Origin of the sequence: Yoonia sp., from assembly GCF_046498525.1 — a bacterium.
Lineage (GTDB): Bacteria > Pseudomonadota > Alphaproteobacteria > Rhodobacterales > Rhodobacteraceae > Yoonia.
Map to the genome: position 1 here is coordinate 1 of NZ_JAWOAN010000176.1, position 4155 is coordinate 4155.

5 protein-coding genes, 1 tRNA gene and 1 riboswitch are annotated in these 4155 nt (G+C 58.2%); of the genes, 5 read left to right on the forward strand and 1 reads right to left on the reverse strand.

Going from position 1 to position 4155, the window contains the following annotated elements:
* On the forward strand, positions 1-145 hold a 145-nt coding region (locus tag R6T97_RS11125), incomplete at its 5' end, for an NADH dehydrogenase ubiquinone Fe-S protein 4 (protein ID WP_410349363.1).
* A 55-nt stretch (positions 146-200) separates the two neighbouring features.
* Positions 201-277, forward strand: a tRNA-Arg gene (locus R6T97_RS11130).
* A 186-nt stretch (positions 278-463) separates the two neighbouring features.
* On the opposite strand, the gene corA is transcribed toward R6T97_RS11130, so the two are convergent.
* Complete coding sequence (gene corA / locus R6T97_RS11135; protein WP_410349359.1) at positions 464-1807, reverse strand: magnesium/cobalt transporter CorA; 1344 nt, start codon at positions 1805-1807, stop codon at positions 464-466.
* Positions 1808-1958: 151 nt separating this feature from the next.
* A riboswitch (TPP riboswitch) is annotated at positions 1959-2071 on the forward strand.
* On the opposite strand from corA, the gene R6T97_RS11140 reads away from it, so the two are divergent.
* The 3 genes from R6T97_RS11140 to R6T97_RS11150 all read left to right on the forward strand — a co-directional run.
* Entirely contained in the window at positions 2065-2673 is a 609-nt protein-coding gene (locus R6T97_RS11140) for a YkoF family thiamine/hydroxymethylpyrimidine-binding protein (RefSeq protein WP_410349360.1), read from the forward strand. It overlaps the preceding riboswitch by 7 nt.
* Before the next feature lie 4 nt (positions 2674-2677).
* Positions 2678-3466 (forward strand): ABC transporter permease, encoded by a 789-nt coding sequence (locus R6T97_RS11145; protein ID WP_410349361.1) that lies wholly within the window; start codon positions 2678-2680, stop codon positions 3464-3466.
* On the forward strand, positions 3463-4155 hold a 693-nt coding region (locus R6T97_RS11150; RefSeq protein ID WP_410349362.1), incomplete at its 3' end, for an ABC transporter ATP-binding protein. The genes R6T97_RS11145 and R6T97_RS11150, both read left to right, overlap by 4 nt.

Below are 4155 nucleotides of genomic sequence, written 5' to 3' on the forward strand. Positions count from 1 at the left end.
CACCAAAGAGGCGGCGTTGGAGTACGCGCGTGAACATGGCATCGATGCCGTGGTGCGCGAACCAAAACAGCGCAAGACCAACATCCGCCCCGGCGGTTATGGCGAAAATTTTGCAACCAATCGCCGCGGTGTCTGGACGCATTAAGCGGGGCTTTTGCTCTTGCCAAACATGCGGCCCGCGCGCCATACCACCCGCGTGCGGTCCGATAGCTCAACTGGATAGAGCAGCTGACTTCTAATCAGCAGGTTGAGGGTTCGAGTCCTTCTCGGATCGCCAGAATTCAATGGGCAACAGTCAGCCCGCTTGTCGGCGCAATCCGCACTGCATCCTTGTGACGTTCATCTGTTCTTTCTGTGCCCTGAGTGCCGCTGTTTTCCTGCACATCAGGCTATCAAATGAGCGGCGCCAAATCGCGACAGGTCCAGAACTACCGCTCTGAGCCATGGCAAATACCCTTGGCACCTAACGCCACCATCCTTTCTTCCAGATGTACCAAACGAGTCCGGCAGCTGATGCGCACATCAGAAACAGCGCGAAGGGATAGCCGAGATACCAACCCAGCTCAGGCATATTCCAAGGCGACTTCTCACGGTCAAAATTCATGCCGTAGACGCTTGCGATGAAGCTGAGCGGCATGAAGACGGTTGCCACGATGGTCAGGACTTTCATGACCTCGTTGAGCTTCATACTGACGCCCGAAATATGTAGATCCACAAGCCCTGACGCCATCTCGCGATATGTCTCGACAATGTCCATCAACTGTATCGTGTGATCGTAGCAGTCGCGGAGGAACGGCCTTGTTGCAGGGTCAATGAGGGGATGTTCGTCGCGAAGCAGACTGTTGAATACTTCCCGATGTGGCCAGATCGCACGGCGCAAAAGCAGCAGCCTACGCTTCATGTCGTGCAATTCGGAAATATTCTCGGGTGCAGGTGCGCTGATGACGCGGTCTTCGAGAGCCTCAAGCTGATCGCCGGCCTTTTCCAGGACGGGGAAGTAACTGTCTATGATCGCATCCAGGAGGGCATAGGAGGTGTAATCCGAACCTGCGCTGCGAATGCGCCCTGTTGCCTTGCGAATCCGATCCCGCACGTTTTCGAAACAGTCTCCGGGTCTTTCCTGAAACGTGATGAGGTAGCCGTCGCCCACGAAGAACGCGACCTGCTCGGTTTCGACCGAGCCGGCCTCATCGGGCATAAGGGCGACAATGAACAGATGATCGTCGTATTCCTCAACCTTCGGGCGCTGGTGCGTATTGATCGCATCTTCGAGAGCAAGCTGATGAAGATCGAATGCATCGCCGATCGCAGAAATCAGTTGGGCGTCGCCGAATTGTACGATGTCGATCCAGATCGTCGGGAATGCTTGTCGCATCTCGACGATTGACCCAACGTCGTCAACCTGCCGCTCGACGAGATCATGCGGCCCGAATGCCATAATCCGAATTCTGGGCTTTGCAGCCGACCGGGTGATCTCTAATTTACCGGGGACCGAACCTGGTGGAGATCGTCGGGCCGCTTTGACATGCTTTCGCTTGGCGCTCACTGATTTTACCCCGACCTGATCCTTCGTCGTTGTAACCAGATAATACAACGGAAGCGAATATAAGATATTTGCATTGCCGCATCCGAGGATATTTGCATCGTCTTGCAGCCTCGGAGTTTCAGGCATCACATCTGCTTTCTTCACCGGATAACCGGTCAAGAAACCGCTTTTTGACCAAGCGTATCTTGATGAAGTTTCCCGCCGCAACGCAGCGGCCTCATGCGGAGGCTCGTGGCTGTCGCGATAGGATTTCGCGATCAAGTGTATGAAAAGCAGGACGAAGCTGAAGTGAAAGGGGCTGCCGATAGGCCAATGGAACTGGCTGAACATGTCAGCCATCAACGCCCAAGAATAAATATGCAGCGCGCCCAGTCAGTTTGACTTGCAAACCTTTGGCTTATCTGGCAACCAGTTCTGACCACAGGGGAGCCGCGTAATGCCGCGGCTGAGATGGGGGCGCAAGCCCTTAGACCCTCGAAGCTGATCTGGATAATGCCAGCGTAGCAAGGAGGACAGAAATGTTTGCAGGCGCACAAGTTTCCCTTTATCCGATGACCGATGGGTTCGTTGACGTTATCGTGTCATCGCTCGACGCCCTTGATCCGTGGCGCGACAGGCTGCGGATCGAAACGGATGACATCTCGACCTTGATCGTCGGCCCCCCCGAGGTCCTATTCCCCGCTCTGCGTGATCTTTATGCGGCGGCGGCATCGTCCGGCCAGCATGTTGTCTTGCGCGCCACACTGTCACGCGGCTGTCCGGGTGAACCGGATGATCCGATCTGCCGGACCGGTGCATTGGCCAACCCGTCAGAGCCGCTGGCCCTGCGCCAGCAGAACGCGCTGGCGGCGATTGCCGCGACACCTGAAAAGAGACAAACAGCAGATGCGCAATTCTCGCTCTATGTGATGGGGGCAGGCGATCACATGGCCGAGATCATGGGCTGTATCGACTTTCTCAAGCAAAGCGGGACCTTTGACCGATCCAAGAATTTCTGCACGCGCCTGACGGGTGACGCGGGGCCGGTCTTTGCAACGCTCCAGCAGGCGTTTTGCCAGTTCGGGCCACCGAATGGCCATGTCACGATCGATCTGACGGTTTCTGCCAACAGCCCTTCCAAGCGCTGATCCGATGCAGTCTGATGTGCCTCGCCGTCGCGGCAGAGGTCTGGCCCGCGGCATTCCTGCCGTTCTGAGTGTGGTCAGCGCCTTTTTGATCTGGGAAATCTATGTTCGCCTGTCGGGAATTTCCCCGCTGATGCTGCCGGCGCCCTCGCGGGTGCTGGACCAGATCGCGCTGAACCGCACGTTGCTGTGGAACAACACGGTGCCGACACTGAAAGCCACCTTTGCGGGGTTTGCCTTGTCGCTTACCGTCGCCTTCGGCCTGTCGGTCGTGCTGGATTTCATGCCCCGTGTCCGTCGCGCGCTGTTCCCGATCTTTGTGGTTAGCCAGACATTGCCGCTTGTCGCTATCGCGCCCTTGGTCGTGCTGTGGTTCGGGTTCGATCTGACGCCCAAGGTCCTTTTGGTGGCGCTTGTGACGTTCTTTCCAATGCTGGTCGCGCTTGTGGATGGATACGCCGCGACAGACCCTGAAATCGAGGATCTGATGCGGTCGATGGGCGCCACGCGCGGCCAGATATTTCGTGCTGCGCGGTTTCCTTCCGCGATGCCCTATTTCTTTGCTGGCCTGCGCATTTCGATCACCTATGCGGTCGTGGCGGCCATTTTCGCGGAATATGTGGGCGCGCGTGCCGGTCTGGGCATCGTGATCCTGAACGCCAAGAACAGTTTTCGCCCCGATCTTGTGCTGGCGGCTGTGGTGATCAGTTCGGCACTGACCCTGGTGCTGTTTGCCGTCACCGCCCTGTTGCAGCGGGTCGTGTTGCGCTGGCGCGATGTGGGGACCACCCCATGAGCGTTCTGGACATGCAAAATGTCAGCGTCACCTTGGGTGGAAAGGACATCTTGGACGGTATTTCATTGCACGTCGCCAAGGGCGAGTTCGTATCGATCCTTGGGCCATCGGGCGCGGGTAAATCGACCATATTCCGCCTGCTGACCGGTGCTGAGCAGCATGACAGCGGCACGATCACCTGCAACGGTCAGCCATTGGCTGCAAACCGGCATGGTTTCGGCTTCATGCCGCAGCGCGATGCGTTGATGCCGTGGCGCCGGATTATCGACAATCTGACCTTGGGGCTGGAGGTGCAGGGCATCCCCCGCAAAGATGCGCGCGCCCGGGTCACGCCGCTCTTGGCAGATTTCGGTCTGGAGGGCTTTGCCTGCCATTACCCTGCCCAGCTATCCGGCGGAATGCGCCAGCGCGCGGCCCTTTTGCGGACCATCGCGCAGAATCGGCCTGTGCAGCTTTTGGATGAACCTTTCGGTGCGTTGGATGCGCTGACGCGGACCCAAATGCAGGCATGGTTCGAAAAGCGATGGCGCACAGCGCGCTGGACAACCCTGCTTGTGACGCATGACGTCCGCGAGGCTGTAGCGCTGTCGGATCGTATCTATGTCCTGTCGCGCCGACCGGCCTGTGTGATCGCGGAAGTGCATGTGCCCGCCCCGCGGCCGCGGCTTGGGCGCCCCGTCAGCGCCGAC